Source organism: Caenispirillum salinarum AK4, assembly GCF_000315795.1.
In the GTDB taxonomy this organism is placed as follows: domain Bacteria; phylum Pseudomonadota; class Alphaproteobacteria; order Rhodospirillales; family Rhodospirillaceae; genus Caenispirillum; species Caenispirillum salinarum.
The window spans coordinates 1-20846 of the sequence record NZ_ANHY01000029.1 but is presented as its reverse complement, the minus strand read 5'-3'; the positions used below and the strand labels follow the sequence as shown (position 1 = coordinate 20846).

The 20846-nt window shown below is 70.3% G+C and carries 14 protein-coding genes; 6 read left to right on the top strand and 8 right to left on the bottom strand.

What is annotated here, in order from left to right:
- Nucleotides 1-33 precede the first annotated feature (33 nt).
- From rfbF to C882_RS21050, 5 genes are read left to right on the top strand one after another with little or no spacing between them, the layout of a single operon-like run.
- Nucleotides 34-828, top strand: coding sequence for a glucose-1-phosphate cytidylyltransferase (gene rfbF / locus C882_RS21070; protein WP_009542711.1), 795 nt, complete (start codon nucleotides 34-36; stop codon nucleotides 826-828).
- 16 nt (nucleotides 829-844) lie between these two features.
- Nucleotides 845-1969: a CDP-glucose 4,6-dehydratase gene (rfbG, locus tag C882_RS21065; RefSeq protein WP_085952457.1), complete on the top strand. Its 1125-nt coding sequence runs from the start codon at nucleotides 845-847 to the stop codon at nucleotides 1967-1969.
- Nucleotides 1966-2514, top strand: coding sequence for a dTDP-4-dehydrorhamnose 3,5-epimerase (gene rfbC / locus C882_RS21060; protein ID WP_009542709.1), 549 nt, complete (start codon nucleotides 1966-1968; stop codon nucleotides 2512-2514). The genes rfbG and rfbC overlap by 4 nt, the downstream gene beginning before the upstream one ends.
- Entirely contained in the window at nucleotides 2511-3191 is a 681-nt protein-coding gene (locus C882_RS21055) for an acetyltransferase (RefSeq protein ID WP_052000253.1), read from the top strand. Before rfbC ends, C882_RS21055 begins: the two co-directional genes overlap by 4 nt.
- 33 nt (nucleotides 3192-3224) lie before the next feature.
- Nucleotides 3225-3977 carry a cephalosporin hydroxylase family protein gene (locus tag C882_RS21050; RefSeq protein WP_009542707.1) on the top strand — a complete coding sequence of 251 codons (753 nt, stop codon included), beginning with the start codon at nucleotides 3225-3227 and terminating at the stop codon, nucleotides 3975-3977.
- Nucleotides 3978-4093: 116 nt separating this feature from the next.
- On the opposite strand, the gene C882_RS21045 is transcribed toward C882_RS21050, so the two are convergent.
- Nucleotides 4094-5392 carry a tetratricopeptide repeat protein gene (locus tag C882_RS21045; protein WP_009542706.1) on the bottom strand — a complete coding sequence of 433 codons (1299 nt, stop codon included), beginning with the start codon at nucleotides 5390-5392 and terminating at the stop codon, nucleotides 4094-4096.
- A gap of 31 nt (nucleotides 5393-5423) precedes the next feature.
- Nucleotides 5424-7997 carry a tetratricopeptide repeat protein gene (locus tag C882_RS21040; RefSeq protein WP_009542705.1) on the bottom strand — a complete coding sequence of 858 codons (2574 nt, stop codon included), beginning with the start codon at nucleotides 7995-7997 and terminating at the stop codon, nucleotides 5424-5426.
- A gap of 143 nt (nucleotides 7998-8140) precedes the next feature.
- On the opposite strand from C882_RS21040, the gene C882_RS23635 reads away from it, so the two are divergent.
- Nucleotides 8141-10303 carry an O-linked N-acetylglucosamine transferase, SPINDLY family protein gene (locus tag C882_RS23635; protein ID WP_009542704.1) on the top strand — a complete coding sequence of 721 codons (2163 nt, stop codon included), beginning with the start codon at nucleotides 8141-8143 and terminating at the stop codon, nucleotides 10301-10303.
- A gap of 102 nt (nucleotides 10304-10405) precedes the next feature.
- Here the strand turns inward: C882_RS23635 and C882_RS21030 are convergent, their stop codons facing one another.
- From C882_RS21030 to C882_RS25160, 6 genes are all read right to left on the bottom strand, one after another.
- Nucleotides 10406-12541, bottom strand: a complete 2136-nt coding sequence (locus tag C882_RS21030; RefSeq protein WP_009542703.1) for a DUF2793 domain-containing protein — start codon at nucleotides 12539-12541, stop codon at nucleotides 10406-10408.
- An 18-nt stretch (nucleotides 12542-12559) separates the two neighbouring features.
- Nucleotides 12560-14491, bottom strand: coding sequence for a flagellar hook-associated protein FlgK (gene flgK, locus C882_RS21025; protein ID WP_009542702.1), 1932 nt, complete (start codon nucleotides 14489-14491; stop codon nucleotides 12560-12562).
- Between the two features lie 131 nt (nucleotides 14492-14622).
- Nucleotides 14623-16653 carry a flagellar hook-basal body complex protein gene (locus tag C882_RS21020; protein ID WP_009542701.1) on the bottom strand — a complete coding sequence of 677 codons (2031 nt, stop codon included), beginning with the start codon at nucleotides 16651-16653 and terminating at the stop codon, nucleotides 14623-14625.
- Nucleotides 16654-17018: 365 nt separating this feature from the next.
- Nucleotides 17019-17711, bottom strand: a complete 693-nt coding sequence (locus C882_RS21015) for a flagellar hook assembly protein FlgD (RefSeq protein WP_009542700.1) — start codon at nucleotides 17709-17711, stop codon at nucleotides 17019-17021.
- An 11-nt stretch (nucleotides 17712-17722) separates the two neighbouring features.
- The gene (locus tag C882_RS21010) at nucleotides 17723-19486 is read right to left on the bottom strand and encodes a flagellar hook-length control protein FliK (RefSeq protein WP_009542699.1); all 1764 of its coding nucleotides are present in this window, start codon (nucleotides 19484-19486) and stop codon (nucleotides 17723-17725) included.
- 221 nt (nucleotides 19487-19707) lie between these two features.
- The gene (locus tag C882_RS25160; RefSeq protein WP_009542698.1) at nucleotides 19708-20220 is read right to left on the bottom strand and encodes a flagellar protein FlgN; all 513 of its coding nucleotides are present in this window, start codon (nucleotides 20218-20220) and stop codon (nucleotides 19708-19710) included.
- Nucleotides 20221-20846 lie beyond the last annotated feature (626 nt).

The window sequence follows — 20846 nt, the reverse complement described above, 5'->3', positions numbered from 1 at the left end:
GGCCGGCGCTCCGCGCAGGATGTGAGACGGATCATGAAGGCAGTCATTCTCGCCGGTGGACGCGGCACCCGCATTTCCGAGGAAACGGTCGCGCGCCCCAAGCCCCTGGTGGAAATCGGCGACATGCCGATTCTGTGGCACATCCTCAAGATCTACTCGCACCACGGGATCAACGACTTCGTCATCTGCCTCGGCTACAAGGGGGCGATGATCAAGCAGTTCTTTTTGGAATATGCCTATCAGACGTCGGACCTGTCGGTGGACCTGGCGGAGAACGCCGTCGACTTCCACAGCCGCCGCGCCGAGCCATGGAAGGTCACGCTGGTGGATACGGGGCTGGACACGGCGACGGGCGGCCGCCTGAAGCGGATCCGGCCGTACGTGGCCGATGATGAGGCGTTCCTCATGACCTACGGTGACGGCCTCGCCGACGTGGACGTCACGGCCAGCCTCGCCCATCACCGGGCCATGGGCCTGCTGGCGACCATGACGGTCGTCCGGCCGCCGGCCCGCTTCGGCTCGGCCGCCATCAGCGGCGGGCGCGTGGAACGCTTCATCGAGAAGCCTCAGGCCGAGGAAGGCCTCATCAACGGCGGCTTCTTCGTCATGAGCCCCAAGGCCCTGGATTACGTGGCCGACGACGCGACGTCGTGGGAGTTCGGCAGCCTGCCGCGCATCGCGGCGGCCGGGCAGCTTGCCGCCTTCCAGCATGACGGTTTCTGGCAGCCCATGGACACCCTGCGCGAGAAGGACTACCTGCAGGGCCTGTTCGACCGGGGCGAGGCGCCGTGGATGGTCTGGCGCGGCACCGGCGATGACCGGGCCTGAGCAGCGGGGCGGCATCATGACCTTCGACATCCTGCGCGATGCCTTTTCCGGGCGCCGCATTCTGGTGACGGGCCACACGGGCTTCAAGGGCGCGTGGCTGTGCGAGATGCTGCTGGCGCTCGGCGCCCGGCCGCACGGCCTGGCCCTGCCGCCGCCGACCGATCCGGCCCTGCACGACGTGCTCGACCTGGGGCGCCGCATGACGGCGACCATCGGCGACATCCGCGATCCCGCCGTGGTCGCGGAGGCCTTCGAGACGGCGCGGCCGGAGGTCGTCTTCCACCTGGCGGCCCAGCCGATCGTGCGCGCTTCCTATGACGACCCGGCCGGCACCTATGCCGCCAACGTCATGGGCACCCTCTATGTGATGGAGGCCATGCGCCGCCACGGCACGCCCGCCGGCGTCATGATCACCACCGACAAGGTCTACCGCAACCCGGAGACCGGCGCGGCCTTCCGGGAAGGCGATGAACTCGGCGGCAAGGACCCCTACAGCGCCAGCAAGGCCTGCGCCGAACTGGTCATCCGGTCCCACCGCGAGGCCTTTTTCGCCCAGATGGATGCGGCGGGGAGCGCGGGGCCGCTGGTCGCCAGCGTGCGCGCCGGCAACATCATCGGCGGCGGCGACTGGGCGGCCGACCGCATCGTGCCCGACTTCGCCCGCGCCGTACTCGGCCGGGGTGAGGCCATCCGCGTGCGCAGCCCGCATGCCGTCCGCCCGTGGCAGCAGGTGATGGAGCCGCTGACCGGCTACATGATGGCGGGCGCCCGCTTGCTGGCCGGGGATCGCGAGGTGGCGGACGCTTTCAATTTCGGCCCCGATGACGCCGACGCGGTGCCCGTCGCCGACCTTCTTGAGCGCTGCCGCCGCAGGGCGGGGCGGGGCGAGATCGACATCGCCCCCAGCTCCGGGAAGCCGGAGGCGGGGCTGCTGCGGCTGGACAGCGCCCGCGCGCGGTCCGTCCTGGGCTGGGCGCCGCGTTTCGACCTGGATGCCGCCGTGGCCGGCACCATCGACTGGTATGCCGCGTTCTACGACGGCGGCGACGCGGCGACCATCACGCGCGACCAGATTGCCGCCTACATGGCCGCCTGGACTGCGGTGCCGGAGCGGGTGACGGCGGCGGGAGGCCAGGGGTGAAGGTCCTCGAAACGCCCATACCCGATCTTCTTGTGGCGGAGTTGGAGCCGCGCGGCGACGACCGGGGGTTCTTCGCCCGCGCCTTTTGCCGCGACGAACTTGCGGCCGCCGGCGTGGCGGACACGGCGGTGCTCCAGATCAACGACAGCTTTTCCGCCCGCAAGGGCACGCTGCGCGGCATGCACTATCAGCTTCCGCCCAGCGCCGAGACCAAGATGGTCCGCTGCATCCGTGGCGCGCTGTGGGACGTGGCGCTGGACCTGCGGCCCGACAGCGCGACCTTCGGCCAGTGGCACGGCGTCGAGCTGACGGCCGAGAACCGGCGCATGCTGATCGTGCCGCGCGGCTTCGCCCACGGGTTCATGACGCTGACCGACGAGACCGAGATGCTCTATTTCGTCACCGCCGCCTACGACCCGGAGCGGGAGCGCGGGGTGCGGTGGAACGATCCGCGCTTCGGCATCCGGTGGCCCATGGACCCTGTCGTCATTTCCGAAAAGGACGCCGGCCAGCGCGGCTTCGACCCGGACTGGCACCTGCCATGAGCGCATCGGCAGGCGCGAGCGGTGCGGCGCCCGTGCTCGTCTGGGGCGGGGCGGGCCACGCGAAGATGCTGCGCCCGACGCTGGCGCGCCTCGGCCATGCCGTCGTCGCCGTGGCGGACCGCGACCCTGCGCGAGGGTCTGCCCTTCCGTTCCCCGGCACCCGCTGGCTGGATGGCGAGGATGCCGTGCGTGCCTGGGTCGTCGAGGCTGATGCGGCGGCGCGCGGGGTGTGCTTCGTCCTTGCCATCGGCGGCCATAACGGCGCGGAACGCTGCCGTCTGGCCGATGTGCTGACCGGCCTCGGGCTGGCGCCGCTGACCCTGGTCCACGACCGGGCGTGGGTGGCCGAGACCGCTCACCTGGCGGACGGCTGCCAGATCCTGCCCATGGCGGCTGTGGGCGAGGAGGCCGTGCTCGGCCGCCAGACCATCGTCAACACCAATGCGTCGGTGGATCACGACTGCCGCCTGGGCGAGGGCGTGCACATCATGCCGGGCGCCACGCTGGCGGGCTGTGTCACCGTCGGCGACCACGCCACCATCGGAAGCAATGCCACGGTTCTGCCCCGCGTGACCGTCGGCGCAGGCTGCATGGTGGGCGCCGGCGCCGTCGTCACCCGCGATCTGCCGCCGGGCGCCACCGTGATCGGCGCGCCGGCCCGGCCCCTGACCCGTTAACCAAGCTGACAGAGTGTCCAGAAGGAGCGTCCCATGTCCCGTGAGCTGTCCGAGGCCGAGAAGGCCTTCGCCGCCGAAGTGAAAGGCAATGTCGAGGGCCTGGGCCGCGACCCCGTGATGAAGGACCTTACGGCGCAATGGTTCCGCCGGTCGACGGACCACAGGTACAGCTACAACTTCCGCTGGATGGGTCGTCCGCTGATCCAGTATCCGCAGGACATGGTGGCCCTGCAGGAGGTCGTCTGGGAGACCCAGCCCGACATCATCCTGGAAACCGGCATCGCCCACGGCGGGTCGCTGATCTACAGCGCATCGCTGCTGCGGCTTCTGGGCGGCGATCACCGCAAGGTGATCGGCATCGACATCGAGATTCGCCCGCACAACCGCAAGGCGATCGAAGAGCACCCCATGGCGCCGATGATCGAGATGATCGAAGGCAGCGCCCTGGACCAGGCCGTGGTCGACCAGGCCAAGGCGCTGATCCCCGAGGGCGCGCGCGTGATGGTCCTGCTGGACAGCAACCACACCCACGACCACGTGCTGGGCGAGCTGCGCCTGTACGCGCCGCTGGTGACGCCGGGCTGCTACTGCGTCGTCTACGACACGGTGGTGGAGGACCTGCCGGCTGAGTTTTCGGGTGATCGCCCGTGGGGGCCGGGCGACAACCCGAAGACGGCCGTGCACGCCTTCCTCAAGGAAGCCGACGGCTTCGAGATCGACCACGCGCTGGAGGACAAGATCCAGATCACGGTTGCGCCGGACGGTTGGCTCAGGCGCGTTCGCTAGAGTCCCTTATCATTTGACGCGGTCGCGCCGGATGAACGGCGTGCGCGCTTCTGCGCACGCCTTCGGCTCCAAGCTTCACCGAGGCTCATGCGCCCTGCCGGCGCGGGGGCGTCCGCTCACAGACCGATCGCCGAGAAATCGACGTTCGGGTGGTAGCGGGTGAGGCCGCGGATTCTCTCCTTCTCCGCCTCGGTGAAGAAAGACGCCCCGCGGCCCGCCACGCCCTTGTTCAGCCGCGTGTCGCCGGCGTTGGTGACTGCGTTGACGGTCTGGGCGATCATGGCGCTGTCGGCGTTGATGCCCCAGAAGCGGCACAGGTCCTTCAGCGCCGCTTCCGGCCTTTCGATCAGCGTTTCGTAGGCCAGCCACGTCACCCGCAGTTCGTTGCGCACGGTGACGCGCCACCAGCTGGCGTAGAACGTGATGTACCACGGGGCGACCATGTCGATGATGCAGGCGCGCCGGTCGTCTGCCGAGAGGCCGGGCCAGTGCCGCAGGAAGCTCTCGATGAACAGACCGGCGTCATAGTAGTCGTGCAGGCTGACCAGCGTGTCGAACAGGTTGCGCACCAGAATGACGGGAGTGATCCCGAACCCCTGCATCAGGTGAACGTTGGCCTCGGTCGCCCGGCAGTGCTGCTGCACCACCGCGTCCGTCCCCGCGTAGGTCTGCAGGTAGGGGAGGTAGAGGTCCTGCTCGTTCTGGCCGAAGGTGTAGCACAGCGGAATGTGCGGCAGGCCGCTCAGCGTCGAAAGCAGCGACAGCAGGAAGGTGGACCCGCTTTTCGGAAAGCAGGCCACGAACAGCTTCCGCCCCAGGGCGCCCGGCTCCATGTGCGGCATGAAGTCCGACAGGCCCGCCTTGGTCTCCGATGAAGCCAGCGTCGGCGACAGGTTGGCCCGCATGGTCGGATTGGCCGGCGCGAGCTGGACCAGAAGCCGGGCGATGCCGCCGCGGACCGGGTCGGTGGGGCGCGTCGTGCGGTTGACCTCGGTCTGCAGGTCCAGCAGGGCGGTGAGCAGGTCGCGCTTCAGGTCTTCAAGCTGCTCCTGGCGCCGGCCTTCCAGGGCATGCACTTCCGACACGGCCGCGGCCAGCAGGCGCATCCGCTCGGCCGGCGGGCTGGACTGGCCTGCCGTCCTGGCCACGGCCGCCAGGGCGTGCGACAGCGCGCGCCGGGCGGCAAGCGCCTCGGGGTCGGTCGAGACGCAGCGGTCGAGCAGGGGCAGGGCCCTCAGGGGCTCGCCCTTGTCCAGCAGGAGCCGGCCGGCCAGGGACAGCGCCTGCGGATCGGCGTCAGGCTTGTCCACTTCCGGCCGCAGCTCGGCGAGGGCATCCTGCGGCCTTCCGGCGGCCGCGAGGTCGTGTGCGCGATCCAGGGGCGGCTTGGCGGTGGACGTCTCGTCGGCTGGCATGAGCGGTTTCCCGGAAACTGTTTCGGCGCCTTCAGCCCGCGGGGGCCAAGGCGGCGGTGGGCTCTCTGGATGTGCTGGCGTCCTCGAACAGGTCGATGGCCTTGTGGCGGCCGTCGCAGGCGTTCTTCCACATTTCGCGGTAGGCGGCCTCGAGGTTGCGGGTGAAGCGGGCGCCGTCGCAGATCGCCGACCGCAGCAACTCGTCGCGCAGCGTGCCGCGCACCGCCCGCAGGCGGTCCAGGTCGCCGGCCATCAGGACCGCCTTGCGGATGTACTCGGGGATGCTCCACCCGATCCACTCGGGGTGCCCGACGGTGTCGACCATGGCGGCCCCAAGCCGCCCGACCGGCGGCCTGTCGGCGATGGCAAGGACGGGCACGCCCATGTACATGGACTCGCAGGTGGTGGTTCCAGACGCGTGCGGGAAGGTGTCCAGCACGATGTCCACCTCGCCGTAAAAGCCCCAGTAATCGCCGCTGTTGAGCACGTCGACCCGGTCCATGGGCGCGCCGGCCTCGGCCAGCCGCTTGCGCATGTAGTCGGCGCACCAGGCATCGCCGTAGTCGGGGTGGTCGAGCCTCAGCCGCGCCTCGGGCGTCCGGTTGAGGATCTCGGCCCAGCTGCGCAGCACCCGCGGGTTCAGCCGGATGAGGCGAGAGGCATTGCCGAAGGTGATATGCCCCCGGGTGTCCGCCGGCAGCGGAGATATGGCCTCGGGCGCCTTGGGCGAGGGCGTGTAGCAGGCCAGATAGTGGGGCAGGCGCACCAGGTGCTCGGAGAACACGTGGGCGGATTCCGGCGGCGAGGTGATGTGGTCGCCGATGAAGTAGTCCACGCCCGGCACGGCGGTGGTGTAAAGATACCCCAGCCATGTGGCGCTCGCCGGGGCGGGGCGGTAGGGAAAGACGTTGAGCCGGTTGTTGGACGTGTGGCCGGCCAGGTCCACCAGGATGTCCACGTTGTCGGCCCGGATGCGCGCGGCCACGTCCTCGTCCTTCACGCGCGTCGTCAGGAACCAGCCGTCGACCGTGTCCTGCACGTGCTGGGTGTCCTTGTCGCCCAGGCGCAGTTCGGCATAGGCGTAGACCTCGACGGCGTCGCGGTCGTGGTGATTGAGGAACGGCTTGATGAAGTTGATCATGGAGTGGCTGCGGAAGTCCGGCGACATGTAGCCGATCCGCAGCTTGTCCCGCCGGTGCTCGGCCGGAATGATGGCGGGGCGCACGTCCGCCAGGGTCACGACGTCCTTGTAGGTCTGGTAGTGGCGGAACAGGTCCTCGGCCGTCAGGTCGGGATCGTAGTTGGCCCCGAAGGCATAGGTCGACCAGGGGTTCAGGTGGCGGCGCTTGTCCTCCTCGATCTTCTCGAAGACGCGGCGCATGGAGGCGTGGTCGCCGAGCCCGCCGAAAAAGGCGGCCAGGCTGACCATCGGCACGAGAACGGCGCCGTGGTCTTCGTGGTCCGCCACGGCCTCGACCACCCAGTCCGGCACGCGGCCCTCGCGCAGCACCGTCTCGACGGTCTTTTCGGGCGGTTCCGGCAGCGCGTCGTCGCCGAAGGTGGCGCGCAGGAACATGGCGAGCGACTCGGAAACCTTCTTTGCGGCGCGCAGCGCGTTGCCCGCCTCGAAGCAGAAGGACTGCTTTTCCTCCGTGTGCTCGATGCCGGCGATGAAGGCCTCCGCGCCCTCCTGGTACTGGCCGCTGGACACGCAGGCCCGGCCCAGGCGCATGTAGGCCTTGTCCTTGGTCGGGTCAATTTCGATGGCCTCGCGGGCCGTCTCGATGGCGGTGGTGTACTGGCCGCGTTCGATCAGCGCGTGGGCGATGCCGATGAGCAGGTCGGGGCTCTCGGGACTCCGCGCCAGCGCGCCGCGCATGACCTTTTCGGCATCGCCGGGGCGGTTGCGCCGGATCAGGAACTCGCCGGCGCGACAGGCCGCCGTCACGGCGTCCGAGCCGTAGGACACGGCGCCGATCAGCAGCTTCTCGGCCAGCGCGAAGTCTTCTTTTTTCTCGGCCATGTAGGCGGCGTTGACCCAGCCTTCGACCACGTTCGGCTCGACCTCGGTGGCCTTGAGGAAGTTTTCCAGCGCCGCGTCGTCCCGCTCGGCGTCCTTCAGCAGCGTGCCGATGTTGTTGTAGGTGCGGCCGTTGCGCGGGTTGATTTCCAGCGCCCGCGCATAGAGCCGGATGGCTGCGGCGGCGTCGCCGGTCTCGTCCATGGCCTTGGCCAGGTTGAAGGTCGCACCCTCGTGATCCGGCGACAGGTCGAGAACGGTGGTCAGCGGCGTGACGGCCTCCTCGTATCGCTGCGTCTTGACCAGCATCAGGCCCAGCGCGAACCAGGCGGTCACGAAGCCCGGGGCGGCCTGCACGGCCTGGCGCAACCGCGCTTCCGCGCCCTTCAGGTCACCAAGGTTGAACAGCACCTCTCCCAGCAGGTGAAGCAGCTGCGGCGGCGGCGCGGGCGTCGCGACGGCCGGCTCCAGCAGGGCTTTCGCTCCGGTCAGGTCGCCCGCCTTGAGGGCGGCGTTCAGCTTCTGGCCGAAGGCCGCGCCGGAAGGGGCGCCGGCACCGGGGGACTTGCCGTTCTTGCCTGTCATGCATCGTCTCCATGAGGGTGCGGCGATCCTAAAGCCCTTGCGTAAAGCGAGGGTTAACACTTGTGAGGTAGGGTTGCTGCCGCGCCGGCGGCCTCATGCGCCGGTCGTGCCTGTCGTTCCTAAGGTTGATGGACTCGCCCCGCATGCCGACCTTCCGCTGCCAGCCCGTCCGTTCCGCCGATGCCGGTTCCGGTGCCGCCGCCCGCCCTGTGGCCGTGGCGCTCGATGCCGCGGCGCGTGGACAGGTCGATGCGGCCTTGGCGCATGCCCGCGCCGGCCGCCATAAAGAGGCCGCCGAGACGCTGGTGGGCGTTCTGCGGCGCGACAATCGGATGGTGGACGTCTGGCGGGCGCTGGCACCGGTGCTGGAGACGCTCGGACGTGGACGCGACGCGCTGGTGGCGTGGGAAAATGTTGCCGCCCTGGCGCCGGCCGATGCCGCTGCCTGGCTCAAGCTTTCCGTCGGCTACCGCGGCATGGAGCAGTTCGACGCCGCCTTGCGGGCGGCGCACAAGGCCCTGGCGGCGGGGGGCGGCGTTCCGGCGCATCAGGCGGCGGGTCTGGCGCTCGTCCTGGCGGGGCGGCCGGCCGAGGCGGCAGAGGCGTTCCGCGCCGGCTTCGAGGCGGCACCCACCAATGCGGCGCTTCTGCTCAACTGGCTGAACAGCCTGGTCGAAGTGCGCGCCTTCGCCGAGGCCGAACAGGCGCTGGAGGCCAATGCCGCCGTCGCCGAGGGAGACCCGTCCATCGACTATGTGGCGGGCGTCATCTACCGCCACCGTGGCCGGCTGCGGGAAGCGGCCCTGGCCTATTTGCGCGCCATGGCGGCGGCGATGGAGGCCGACGGTGCCATGGTGCGCGAGGGCTTGACGCCCGACGGCGCCCTGTCGCCGGCCTGCCGCCGTCTGCTCGAAAATGCGCCGGCGGAGCAGGTGACGGCGCCCGCCTTCAGCGAACTGGCCGCCGTGCTGGCGGTCTTCGGGGCCTTCGACGATGCCATGATGCTGACCGGACGGGCTGCCGCGACGTCGGCGCGGGCGGCCCGGAAGAACAGCGAGCTGTTCATCGTCAATTACCACCCGGACCTGACGGCCGAGGAAATTCGCGCCGTCTATGCCGACTTCGATGCCCGCACGCCTGCACCCGCCAGCCCGCCGGTCGTTCCGGCCGAGCGGCGAACGGCCGACCGGCCGCTGCGCGTCGGCTATGTCTCGCCCGACTTCCGCGGCCATTCCTGCGCCCAGTTCATCGAGCCCGTCGTGCACGCGCACGATCCCGCCGCGGTGGAGGCGGTCGCCTATGCCGAACTGTCGGCCCCCGACGAGGCGACGGCCCGCATCCGTCCCGCCTTCTCGCAATGGCGCGACACCCTCGGCGTGTCGGATGCGGCGTTCGGCGACATGGTGCGCGAGGATCGCATCGACATCCTGGTCGACCTGGCCGGTCACACGACGGGGAACCGCCTTCAGGCCATGGCGCGCAAACCCGCGCCCGTGCAGGCGTCGTGGATCGGATACTGCTACACCACCGGCCTGTCGGCCATCGACTACTACATTGGCGACACGGTGTCGTCGCCCGTGGGCTGCGAGCACCTGTTCAGCGAGGCCGTCGCCCGCCTGCCCTTCGTGCTGGGGTGCTACCGCCCGCCGCCGGGAACGCCCGACGTGGTGCCGACGCCGGCCCGCCAGGCGGGGCACGTCACCTTCGGCTGCCTGTCCCGCGCGATCCGTGTCAACGACCGGGTGATCGCCGCCTGGGCGGAGATCCTCCACCAGGTTCCCGGCAGCCGAATGGTGCTGAACAGCCGCCACTTCGGCGACGCCTTCCTGCGGGACCTGACGATCCGGCGCTTCGCCGAGCACGGCATCGCCGCCGAGCGCCTGGACATCGGCTTCACCCGCGGTGCGTGGGCCCTCTACAACCAGATCGACATCCTGCTCGACTGCTTCCCCCACAACTCCGGCACCACCACGTTCGAGGCCTTCTGGATGGGCGTGCCGGTGGTGACGGTCACCGACCGTCCTTCGGTGGGGCGCCTGGGGGCGTCGGTGGCGAATACCATTGGTCACCCGGAACTGGTCGGTTACAGCGTGCGCGAATACATCGCCATCGCCGTGCGGCTGGCGAACGACGTGGACGCCCTGGACAGCCTGCGGCAGTCCCTGCGCCCGGCCATCGCGGCGTCGCCCATCATGGACGCCGCCCGCTTCACCCGCACGCTGGAAGCGGCCTATCGCGGCATGTGGAGCCGCTACCTCTCCGGCCGGCCCGCGCGCAGTTTCGCCGTCGCCGAACCTCGGGCCTGAGCGTCCGCTTCCGGGCGGGCGCCGGTTCGGGCGGCCAAAGGAAAAGGGCCCCGGCGTTCTGCCGGGGCCCTTTTGCGCGTGCGGAGCCGGACTCCGCCGCGATTACAGGAAGTTGGCCAGGGTCAGCTGCGACAGCTTGCCGGTGATCGAGTAGGTGGCCTGAAGCTGGTTCATGGCGTCCAGCAGCGACGTCGCCACCTCGTACTCGTCAGCCTTCTCGATGCGGTTGACCTGCTGCTCGGTCAGGTATCCCACGTCCTCGTGACGGTTCTTCAGGGTGTTCAGGCGGTCTTCGGTGACGCCGATGGCGGTGCGGGTGTCGATCACCTTGGCGGCCGCGGACTTGAGGTTCGGCGCCGCGCGCGAGGCCAGGGCGTGATAGTGGTCGGCGTTGTCGCCGCCGTGCTCCACCGCCGCCAGGATCGCCGCCGCCTTCAGCGTGTCGACGAAGGCCGTCTCGTTGGCCCGCGCGCCGTAGGAGACGTAGGTGCCGTCGTCCACCTTGGCGATCACGGTGTCGCGCGCCTCGGGAATGTCCTCGGGGCCGCGGCCGGTGGGGGCCCAGTTGCTGCCGTCCCAGACGCGGGTGGCGGCCGGGGTGACCGAGGTGTCGTCGATCTCCTGCCCCAGTTCGGGCGTCGTCCAGGTCCACGCGAAGCCATCGTAGGTGCCGATGCGCTTGGGGTTGGCGTTGTCGTCGATCAGCGTGGTCGGCTGCGGATCGACGACGCTCCAGCTCGACGTGCCGGCGTCCCAGCGCATCACGGCGTCGGACCGGTCGCCGCCGGCCTGGTCGCCGGCCAGCACCTGCACGCCGTCGGTGCCGGGATCGAAGACCTGCCAGTTGGCGCCGTCGTACTCCACGATCTGGCCGCGCAGGTCGGCCGGCTGCGGCGGGCTGTCCCAGTTGGCGTTGGTGTCGGCCACCGCGCGGGTGCCGGCCGTCGGCGCGGCGAAGGACCATGCGGTGCCGTCCCAGGTGGCGATCTCGCCGGCGTGCGTGTCGAACGGATCACCGCCCGTCGGCGTCGCGCCAACCAGGAACTGGTCGCCGGCCTTGGGGTTGGCCGGGGCGTCGTTCAGCGCCGGCAGGCCGGGGGCAGAGCCCTGGATGTGGCCGTCGACGGTGACGTTGGGCATGCCCGGGCCGTTGTACCACTTCACCGTGGTGTTGCCGGCACTGGCCAGCCGCGTGGCGCCGGTGGCGGGATCGCCCTCGGGAATGCGCGGCGGGTTGTCCTCGAAGAAGCTGTCGGCGGCGGCAGCCGAAGCGGCGCCCGAGACCTCGCCGGCGACCAGGTCCTTCACGCGGGCTTCCAGCGCCACGCGGAAGTTGATGGCGGTCTGCTCGGCGGTGTCGCCGATTTCGTATTCGACGACGTCGGTCGGCGGCGTGCCGATCTTGGCCGAGACGCCCTTCATGACGATGGTGGTCTCGGTGCCGTCGGGAAGTTCGAAGGTCAGGTCCACCTGATCGCCGGGTGCGCCGGGGCCGGTGAAGGTCAGGTCGCCGCGGGCGCCGTTGGCCGTCTCGTAGAGGCCGGGCATGGAGGCCGAGCCATCGATCTCCACCCCGCGCAGCTTGAGGCCGAAGACGCCGCCCTCGCTCTTGAGGCTCAGGGTTTCGGGCGCCAGCACGCCCTCGCCGCGGGTGATGGACAGGCGGCCCATGCCGTCGTCGCCGACGTTTGCGTCGAGCCACAGCTGCGAGAATTCCTTCAGGCCCATCTTGCCCGGCGTGCCGTTCATGATGGCGTCCTGGTTGGTCACCGGGCGCGTCTGCGTCTCGGCGCCGGCGAAGACGTAGCGGCCGTCGATGTTGCTGTTCAGCGCCGTGATCATGCTCTCCAGCGCGCCCTGGGCCTCGCGCGGGATCTGCTGGAGCTGGATGTCGGCGTCGGTGTTGAGCGCCGTCATGCCGTTGATGCCCAGGCGGTCGCCGGCCTGCTGCAGCACGTCCAGCGCGCCCTGGATGCCCTCGGTGCGGGTGGACACCTGGCTGATGGTGCGCAGGTAGCCGTCCAGGCCTGAAACCTTCTGGCGCAGGCCCTGCACCACGTTGGACTCGCTGCCCAGGTCGCCGTGGGTGAAGGCCTTCTTGCCCGTCGCCTGCTGTTCCTGCAGCCGCGCGATGTCGGTCTGCAGGTCGCTGATGGACTTGCGCAGCTGCAGGTTCTGGCCGAGCGCCGTGGTGTTCTGGTAGGTCGACGGAGTGTAGAAACCGGAAATGCTGGTCATGGTCGTCGTCCTCGGGGCTTAGCGCAGGCTCATCAGGTCGTCGAACAGGCGATCCACGGTCTGGACCACCTTGGCCGACGCCGAATAGGCCGATTGCAGCAGGATCAGTTCCGCCAGTTCGTCGTCGACGTTGACGCCGGTCATGGAGGAGTGGCGCTGTTCCAGAAGCGTCGTGCGGGTCGCCTGGTCTTCCGACAGCGACTGCTGGGTCGTCGCCTCCATGCCCTGGTAGGACACCACGGCCCGGCCCAGGTCCAGGATGGTGCCCTTGTAGGGATGGGCGGCGTCGCCCAGGCCGGTGTTGGGCGAGTAGGTGAACCGCGTCTCGGTCAGCTGGTCCATGAGGAAGCGCGGGCGCGCGTTGTCGCCCACCGCCACCTCGCCATGCTCGGCGGTGTAGCGCACCAGCAGCGTGTCGTCGTCGGCGATCTCGGTGTTGACGCCGATGCGGCCCGCAAAGCCCACCTTTTCCCAGACGGTGCTCGACAGGTTGCCGGTATAGGCCTCCTGTTCGATGCGCGGGCTGTTGCCGTTGGCGAAGAGGTTGAGCATGGGGCCGTCGACCGGCGTGGTGCTGGCCTGGTGCAGGGCGACGTCGTCAATGGACACCGTCGCCGTGGTGGTGGAGATGTTCAGACGCTCGCCGGTCGCCGAGAACAGGCCGCCGATGGGCATGGCGCTGCTCATGGCGGTGGCGATGCGGTTGGCGAGGCCCTGGTTCTGGGCGCCCACCCCCGTGATGTCCACGAAGACCGCGTTGTCGGGGTCGGGCACGCGGTTGAGCAGGTCGGTGTTGGAGGCGTCGTCGACGAAGTAGACCGTCATCGACTTCTCCATGCCGCCCTGCGTGTAGGAGATCGCCATGCGGTCGCCGTCCTGCACGCGCAGCACCTGGTCGCTGCCGCTGGCGCGCGTGATCGGGGCCTCGGCGGCGTCCGTGAAGTCCATGGAGCGCGTGTTGGTGCCGGTCAGCGGGATGGTGGTCTCGCGGTCGGCCATGCCCAGCGCCAGGTTGTGCGCGATCTCGTCGAGCTGCGCCTGGGCCTCGGGCAGCCGCTCGTCGCGCAGCTCCAGCAGGCCGGCGATCTTGCCCTGGCGCGGCGGGCCGTCCTGCAGCAGGTCGACGCGCGTGCCGCCCGGGCTGACCAGCGTCAGCGAGCCGACGCCCCGTTCCACGTCGTCGGTGGAATAGGCGTCGTTGGCGGTCAGCACCTGGCGGCCGTCGAAGGACAACTGGGCGGCGCGCTCGTTCACCAGCACGTGGCCGGAGTTGGTGAACACCGTCATGGCGCCGTCGCCGCGCTCCACCGTGCGGATGTCCATGTTGCGCGCCAGCGTCTGGAGGTGGATGTCGCGGCGGTCCTCCAGGTCGGCGATGGTCAGGTTGGCGGCCTCGCGGTTGGCGATCTCGCGGTTCAGCTGCTCGATGCCCTTCAGCGCGTTGTTCACCTCGTCGACGGCCAGCGACAGGCTCTTTTCCGTCTCGCTGCGCATGTCCTGCACGGCGCCGGACAACTGGTTCAGCTCGCGCGCCACGGCGTCGGCCTGGGCGATGACCGCCTTGCGGACGCCGGCGTTTTCCGGGTTGTCCACCAGTTCGCCCATGCGGATCGACAGGGTGTTGACGGCATAGGCGATGGAGGTTTCCTGATCGGGCCGGCCGAACAGTTCGTCCACCCGTGTCAGATAGTCGGTCACCGTGTCCAGGCGCTCCGACCGGCTGATCTCGGCGCGCAGGCTTTCCAGCAGGCGCTGGTCGACCTGGCGCTGGGTCGGCAGGATGCGGACGCCGGCGCCGTCGCCGTCCAGGATGGCGTTCTCGCGCGGAGCGACCTTCTTGGTGTAGCCCGCCGTGTTGGCGTTGGCGACGTTGCGCGAGACGACGTCCAGGCCGATCTGGTTGGCCTTCAGACCCGTCACTGCATTGTTGAGCGCGCTGAAAAGGCTCATCGGAGGAACTTCCTTCGGGTGGGGCCGGCGCCGCGCGGGGCGGCGGCGGTGGTATTTCTCCCCGGGTTGCGGCGCGGCCCGCCTTCTACGGGCCGGCGCCGGCGGAGGTGCTGGCGGCGGTCACCCGCGCGTCAGCGCTTGAGGTTCACCACCTCTTCCAGCATCTGGTCGGCGGTGCGCACCGTCTTGGAGTTGGCCGAGTAGGCGCGCTGGGTGACGATCATCTTGGTGAACTCGTCGGCGATGTCGACGTTGGACTGCTCCACCGCCGAGGCGATGATGTTGCCAGCGCCGGCCTGGCCGGACTCGGCGATCAGCGGGTCGCCGGATTCCGGCGTGCGCTTGAACGAGCCGCCGTCCATGCGCTTCAGCTCGTCGGGCGAGGCGAAGGTCGCCAGCGGCACCTGATAAAGCGTGCGCGAGCGGCCGTTGTCATAGTTGGCGACCACATAGCCGAAATCGTTGATGAACACGTCGGTCAGGATGCCGGCCTGATAGCCGTCCTGGTCCAGGCGGTACACCGCGATGTCGTCGGCGTAGTACTGGGTCAGCAGAGTGTTGGGCTGGCCGTCGTTGGGATCGTTGTCGATGCCCGTGAAGTCCAGCGTCATGTCCTCGCCGAAACCGCTGAAGGTGTTGGGCGGCAGCGTCAGGGTGCCGGCGAAGGCCGTGGGCGTGCCGCCCGGCGTGGTGGCGACCTGGGTCGGGCTGCCGTTCACGAAGGTGAAGGTGCCAAGGTGCGTCCACGGGTCGGTGCCGCCGTTGGGGTCCTTGGCGATGAGCGACCACTGGTCGTCGACGCCGGTATTGACCCAGCGCATCTGCACGTCGACCGGGGTGCCCAGGTCGTTGTAGATGGTCACCGCGCCGCCCGAGTAGCTGCCGTTGGCCTGGTAGAGCGCGGTCTCGTCGTTGTTGGCGAGGTACTGGGCGTAGGTGGCGCCGCCCGCGACGGTGGCGTTCTGGTTGATCGTCGGGTTGCCGACGAAGATCAGCGAGTTGGCCGTCTGCGTCACGCCCGCGTTCGTCGCGTCGGTGCCTTCCGCGGCGTCGGTCGTGTCGGGGTGGATGACGAAGCCGCCGGCGCCGCCGCCGTCGATCTGGTCGGCGAAGGCCTCCAGGAAGCCTTCCAGGTTGGCGTGGGTGCCCTGGTCGTAGGCCAGCGAGTATTCCGTGTCGTTGATCGTCATCGAGATGACGTCGCCGTTGTTGATGCTCGACAAGGCGCCGGCGAAGTTCACCTCGGTGTACGACTGCGTGGTCGTCGGGTTGATGACGGTGGCGTTCACGTTGGCGTTGCCGTCGGTGAACGTCGGCGCCGCCGAGCTGGCGGCGACCGTCAGGGTGTTGGCGGCCGAGTTGGTGGTGATCGTGTAGGCCGGGTACTGCGACTGAAGCTGGGCCGCCAGGTTGTCGAGGGCCTGGTTCAGCGCGGTGGCGCCGGTGCCGGTGATGCCGGCGGTGGCGGCCTCGGCCGGGGTGAGGTCGTAGGTGTTGCCGTCCACGGTGACCGACACGGTGTCGGTGGCGGTGTCATAGCCGGCCGCCGAACCCGAATAGTCCCAGGTGCTGCTCTGCGGCTGCTGCGGGTTGGTGGTGGCCGTGACCGAGGAGGGGAACGCCCCCGCGTTGGCCGGCAGGTTTGCGTTGTAGTTGACGCGCGTCGTCATGTTGGCCTGCATCACATCGGTCTCGATGCGGATGGGCTCGTTGACGTCGGAGGTGTTCAGCGTCTCCTCGTCCAGCACGCGGCGGCCGTTCAGGTAGTAGTTGCCGCCGTTCTTCAGGTAGCCGAACTTGTCCATCTGGAAGTCGCCGCGGCGGCTGAAGATTTCCTCGTTGTCGAAGGACACGCCGGTGGGCGTCACCGAGTTGGCCTCGGACACCAGGAAGAAGCCGTTGCCCGAGATGCCCATGTTGGTGGTGATCTGGGTCTGGCTGATGTCGCCGCCGATGGAGTGGCGGTAGCGCGGCGTGGCGATCACGCCGCCGGGCTGGTGGCCCATGCGGTTGGACAGGGTGACTAGCTCGGCGAAGCTGGTGTCGATGCGCTTGAAGCCCACCGTCTGGCTGTTGGCGATGTTGTCCGAGATGTGGCCCAGCGACTTGCTCTGGGCCTTCATCCCGGAAACGGCCGCGTTCATCGCACCGTAGACAGTCATCGCATCCGTGCTCCTTGATCCTGGCCCCGCCATCCATGTCGGCCGGGCCCATACGCAAAAAGGTCTACGACCGTGTCTGCAAGCCCCGTGCCAGCGGTGCGGCGCGGGGCAAGCGGCGGGATTCCGCGCGTTACAGGGGGCCGGGGCAAATTCTTCCGCCGGTGGGGCGCTGCCCGGGGGCAGAAATTTCCCGGTCGGTCCTGCCGGGTTCGGGGCTGGCGACAGGCGCGGCGCACGCCGCCGGGCCCTGAATGCGACGACGCCCCGCCGGGGTGCGGCGGGGCGTCGATGGCTGGGCGTTCTGCCCGGGGCGGGGTCTTCTCCCCGCGTGGCGCTTTGGCGCCCAACCCGAAAGGGTTGAGCACTCAGAGTGTCGGCTTCTCCGTCACCGCGCCGATCTGGCTGAGCGGCAGTGCCGCCCCGTTGATGGTCACATAGGGCTCCTTGCCGTCGGTGGAGGCGCCGGTGATGCGCGCCTGCACGGTGGTCCAGCTGTCCACCGGCTCGCCCTTGGTGTTCTTGCTGCTCAGCTTGACGGTGTATTCGCCGTCGGGCAGCTGGGTGCCGTCCTGGCCGCGGCCGTCCCAGGTCATCACGTGGTTGCCTTGGGCGGTCTTGCCGCTCATGGTGCGCACCAGCACGCCGTTCTCGTTGTAGAAGTCCAGCTTGGTGCTGGCGGCGTCGGAGGCCAGGCTGTAGGCGAATTTCACTTTGCCGTCGGACAGGGTCAGCAGGTTGTCCTGCACCTCGGCGTACTTGCCGATGAAGCCCAGCGCCAGCGAGTTCATGCTGCTCTGCTGCAGGCTGATCTGCTGTTCCAGGTTCTCGTTGATGCCGATCTGCTGCTCGACCTGCGAGAAGCCGACAAGCTGCTGGGTGAACTCGTTGGACTCCATGGGCGACAGCGGGTCCTGGTTCTGCAGCTGGGTGGTCAGCATCATCAGGAAGGCGTCCAGGTCCTCGGCCAGCTTCTTTTTGGCGCCGGCGGACTTGCTCGCCTCCGCCGCCTGCTGGGCCTGGGTCTGGGAGTACGCCTGAACGGGATTGGAAACGGTCATCTGCTTGCTCCTCAGACCTTGACGTTGACGCCGCCGCGGGCGGCCGCGCGCTCGGCGGCCAGGGTGTCGGCGTCTACGGGCTGTTCGGTGTCGGCGGCGTCGGCGCCGTCGTCGGGCCCGGCGGCGCCGTCACGACCCTGCTGGCCATCGGCGCCCGCCTGGGCGTTCTGCTGTTCGCCGCGCAACTGGAAGTGCAGCGAGGTGTCGTCGGTGCGCAGGCCGGCGTCCTGCAGCGCGCGCTCCAGCCCCTTGGCGTCGGAGCGCAGGAGGTCCAGCGCCTCGGGGTTGTCGGCGGTGACGGTGGCGCGGACGTGGCCTTCCTGGCCGAACTCCAGCTTGACGTCGACGCGGCCCAGCTTCTCGGGCCGCACCTGCAGGGTAATCGATCCCTTGCGGGTCGCGGCGGCCGAAGTCAGCTGGCTGCGCAGGGTGTCGGCCAGGTCGCGCAGGCGGCTGTAGCCGTCGGGGTCGGGGCGCTGCTGCAGGGCCTGGGCGAAGCGGTCGCCCGTCGCGCCGGCCGTACCCGCCCGGCCAAAGCCTGCCGGCGTGAACCCTCCGTCGCCGCCGCCGAAGGCACCGCCGCCGGTGCCCTGGCCGAAGCCCTCGCCGAATCCGCCGCCCTGGCTGCCGAGCCCACTGAGGCCGGCCGGCATGCCGGCGGCCTTGGCGGCTGCGGCGGTGGTGGTGGTGCCGGTCTGGCCGACGCCCGGCGTGCCGGCGCTCGCGGTGCCCTTGCCGCCGGTCGCGGCGCCGGTCTGGCCGGCCGTCGCAGCGGCGCGCGGGGCGGCGCCGGCGGAGGCGGCCGCCTGGGCGTGGGCCGAGGCCGTCGCCTGAGCATGGCCGGAGCCGTTGGGCGTGGTGGTCGTCTGGGCGCCCTTGCCGCCGTTTGCGATGGGCGCGCGGGCCTCGGCATCTGCCTTGGCCTGGGCCTGCGCCTGGACCTCGGCCTGGGTCTGCGGCCCCTGGCCGCCGGCCGCCTGCTTGGGCGCCGCCGCCTGCGGCTGACCCTGCGGGACGTCGACGGCCTGAGCCGTGGTGGCGGCCTGGGCGGTGGCCTGGGCCGGCGCCTGCTGGCCCGTCAGGGGCTGGGATTGAGCCTGACCGGCGTGCTGCGGCGTGGAGGCGCGCGACTGGGTGATGGCGACCCGGGCATTGTCGCCGCCGGTCTCCTTCACCAGCCGCGACAGGGCGTCGGCCTGCTCGGCAGCCTTGGCGGAGGCGGGCTGCTGGCCGGCCGGACGCGCCTGGGCGTCGGCCGTCTGGCTGCCCGGGGCCGCCGGGCCGGGCTGGGCCTGAGTTGGGGTCTGGCCCTGCGGCTGTGCCTGCGGAGCGGGCTGTGCCTGCGGACGCGCGGCCTGCTCGACGCCCTTGCCGGGCGCCTGTCCCTGCGCCTGGGCCGCCTGGGCCTGGCCGGTCGCCGGGCTCTGCGCCTGATCGCGGGGCGGTGCGACCTGGGCCGGCCGATCCCCCTGGGCGGCGGCGCGGCGGTCGTCGGCCGCGCCATCGTCGGACCCGTTCCCGGCGCGGTTGTCGGCGCCCTCGTCGCGGGGCTGGTCGGGCGCTCGCGGCGGCTCGGGGCGCTGCGGAGGCGGGGCGGGACGGTCGACCGACAGCAGCGCCGTGGGTGCGCCTTTGCTGGCGGTCCCGGCGGCGGCTGCCTGCGCGGCATCGGCCACGGCCGTGGCGAACACCGCGCCCCAGTCCGTGGTCGTCTGTTCCTTGCGAGTGTCGGTTCTGGGCTGGTTCTGCTGCCAGCCGACCCGTGACACGTCCATGGTCGGGACCCTCAAGACAATTCCTCGGCCCCGTCTTTGCAACCGACGTGCCAGCCGGGGAAAGCCGGGTTTATCGGGGACCCACGGCGGCCGGGGACTCTGCGGGCGGCAGAATCTGCGTCGCCTGGGCAGGATTTGCCGGGACGCCGGGCCCGGACGCGGCAAGGGCGGCCCACCCGAAGGATGAACCGCCCTTGTCCGGTCAACCGGCCGTGACGCCGTCAGATCTTGTTGTTGAGCGACAGCGACCGGCGGCCGCGTTCGTTGACGTTGTCGCGCATGGCGCCGGTGTCGCCGTAGGTGGACAGCAGGTCGACGTTCATCTGCTTGGCGACGTCGACCACCGTGTCGATCACCTGGCTGACGGCGCTGATGTTGGCCTGGAGGATCTTCATGTTCTCCTCCGCCGCATCGCGCAGCATCTGCCCGCCTTTGAGGACGGCCTGGCGTTCTTCATCGGTCAGGCGCTTCTTGAGGTCCTCGCGCTTGTTCAGGTTGGCGAGGCTTTCCTCGTACAGGCGCGTCAGCCCGGCCTTGCGCAGGGCGAACTTGCTGACCGCGTCGAAGTCCTTGGCCTCCACCGACGCCGTCTCGCGCTTGAGCAGGTCGTACAGTTCGTGCATCAGGTCGAACAACTCGGCGAAGGTCGGATAGGTCGCGTTCTTCGACGCCGAGGGCAGGGGAAGCTCCGGCCAGTCGGGCACGATGACCGGGCGTTCCTTGCGGCGGCGCACGGCCTTGGTGGCCTCGGAGGCGTCGTCGGCCTCGGCGGCGGGCTGCTCGGGCGCCGGCTCGGCACCGGGCTGGGCCTGCGCCGGGTGCTGCTGCGCCGGCTGGGCGGCACCCGGCTTGGCCGGACCGCCGGGGGCGGGCTTCGCGGCAGGAGCGGCACCCGGCTTCGCGGGTCCGGCGCCGGGCGTGGCAGGGCCGCCGGGCTTCGCCGGGCCGGCCGGGGCGGGACCGCCCGGAGCCGCCGGCGCGGCGCCGGGACCCTTGGCCTGGGGTGCGGCGGCGGGAGCGCTTCCGCCGCCCGCCGGAGTCCCCGGACGTGCAGGGCCGCCGGGTGCTGCGGGACCCGCAGGACCTTTCGCCGCGGCTCCGGGACCACCGGGCGCCGGCGCGGTGCCGGGACCACCGGGCTTGCCGGGTGCGGCCGGGCCGGGTCCACCGGGAGCTGGCGGCGCGCCGCCGGGAGCGGGTGCAGCGGGACCGGCGCCGGGGGCTGCCGGGGCGGCAGGGCCGGGGCCACCCGGACGTGCCGGAGCGGCGGGGCCACCGGGAGCGGCGGGGCCACCGGGACCGGCCGGACCACCGGGAGCGGCGGGACGGGCAGGGCCGGCGGCCGGGCCCTTGGGTCCCC

Excerpts from the sequence above, each read along its gene's own strand:
- rfbF (WP_009542711.1), top strand. The coding sequence starts at position 34 with ATGAAGGCAGTCATTCTCGCCGGTGGACGCGGCACCCGCATTTCCGAG.
- rfbG (WP_085952457.1), top strand. The coding sequence starts at position 845 with ATGACCTTCGACATCCTGCGCGATGCCTTTTCCGGGCGCCGCATTCTG.
- C882_RS21055 (WP_052000253.1), top strand. The coding sequence starts at position 2,511 with ATGAGCGCATCGGCAGGCGCGAGCGGTGCGGCGCCCGTGCTCGTCTGG.
- C882_RS21050 (WP_009542707.1), top strand. The coding sequence starts at position 3,225 with ATGTCCCGTGAGCTGTCCGAGGCCGAGAAGGCCTTCGCCGCCGAAGTG.
- C882_RS21045 (WP_009542706.1), bottom strand. The coding sequence starts at position 5,392 with ATGCCAGCCGACGAGACGTCCACCGCCAAGCCGCCCCTGGATCGCGCA.
- C882_RS21040 (WP_009542705.1), bottom strand. The coding sequence starts at position 7,997 with ATGACAGGCAAGAACGGCAAGTCCCCCGGTGCCGGCGCCCCTTCCGGC.
- C882_RS23635 (WP_009542704.1), top strand. The coding sequence starts at position 8,141 with ATGCCGACCTTCCGCTGCCAGCCCGTCCGTTCCGCCGATGCCGGTTCC.
- C882_RS21030 (WP_009542703.1), bottom strand. The coding sequence starts at position 12,541 with ATGACCAGCATTTCCGGTTTCTACACTCCGTCGACCTACCAGAACACC.
- flgK (WP_009542702.1), bottom strand. The coding sequence starts at position 14,491 with ATGAGCCTTTTCAGCGCGCTCAACAATGCAGTGACGGGTCTGAAGGCC.
- C882_RS21020 (WP_009542701.1), bottom strand. The coding sequence starts at position 16,653 with ATGACTGTCTACGGTGCGATGAACGCGGCCGTTTCCGGGATGAAGGCC.
- C882_RS21015 (WP_009542700.1), bottom strand. The coding sequence starts at position 17,711 with ATGACCGTTTCCAATCCCGTTCAGGCGTACTCCCAGACCCAGGCCCAG.
- C882_RS21010 (WP_009542699.1), bottom strand. The coding sequence starts at position 19,486 with ATGGACGTGTCACGGGTCGGCTGGCAGCAGAACCAGCCCAGAACCGAC.